General features: G+C 46.4%; 2 protein-coding genes and 1 pseudogene. 1 reads left to right on the top strand and 2 read right to left on the bottom strand.

Translation table 11 applies throughout. The features are described 5' to 3' along the window. Together A3739_RS28850 and A3739_RS31465 are read right to left on the bottom strand one after the other, a co-directional pair. A pseudogene (locus A3739_RS28850) lies at positions 1-287 on the bottom strand (AAA family ATPase); the annotation flags it as partial. A gap of 12 nt (positions 288-299) precedes the next feature. Further along, the gene (locus tag A3739_RS31465) at positions 300-536 is read right to left on the bottom strand and encodes a helix-turn-helix domain-containing protein (RefSeq protein WP_197472062.1); all 237 of its coding nucleotides are present in this window, start codon (positions 534-536) and stop codon (positions 300-302) included. Between the two features lie 174 nt (positions 537-710). Between A3739_RS31465 and A3739_RS16760 the strand changes: the two genes are divergently transcribed. Beyond that, a partial coding sequence (locus A3739_RS16760; protein WP_156502639.1) for a hypothetical protein occupies positions 711-892 on the top strand: 182 nt, incomplete at its 3' end.

Raw genomic sequence — 892 nt, 5'->3', positions numbered from 1 at the left:
TGTGGAATATGTGTACTAAGAGTATCCCAAGACCGTCCCGATCTAGATTTCAATATCGGCCCATCACGATCGATCAGCACGCGAGCAGGGTAGTAGCGTTCTCCCGCCCATATGCATTCTTTTTTGATTTCGGGATCGAGAGCAAATGCGGAGCGAGATCGTGTCGGTAAGAAGAGAGATATCGCGTAACTAAAATCATCGCCGGCAAAACCTAAGCGAAGACGCGTGCGTTTTGATCTGGGCCTGCCTTGTACTTCTTGCTTGCCACTTTTCATTTGCCAAGTCATGATATGACTGCTTCACGGATTTACGTTGTTTGTGGTAGCGTTCCGCTTGCGAAACAGCCAGCTCCTCAACGTACGTTCGTAATCATCTAACTTACTTGGACTTTTACGGGCTGGATACTTGGGATCAAGTTCTTCGTTGTTGATGTATTTACGCACAGTACTGCGCGAAACTCCGATTCGGCGAGAGATCTCTCGGAAGGGTAAGCCTTCACGGGAGTGTCGCTGTCGAATTACACTTATTAGTGCCACGTTTATCACTCCTAAATCTCCTGCTCAATGGAAGCAGGAATAGGTTTGCACGTGGGTCAAAATTCGATGCAAATATAGGGGGTTAGGGGGTTGATGGGCCAGTTTTGGGTGCAAATCAACACGCTAACTTTGATACCATCTAAAATTTAGAAACTCAATTTGTTAAGGGAAGTTATGAAACTAATCCACGGTTCACTGCTCGCTGGCACAGTACTAAGTACTACCGGATGTATGCAGGCAATGGTCAACTATCAGATGGACCAAGTTAATCAGCAAATTATCATGGAGTCCGGGGCATCAGTCGGCCAACACGCCAACCTAAGTGACCCTAAGTATGTACAGCTAGCTCAAATCTT

This window comes from Oleiphilus sp. HI0067 (genome assembly GCF_001635735.1).
Note: the sequence above shows the minus strand (reverse complement) of the source record. Positions and strands in the feature narration are given on the sequence as shown.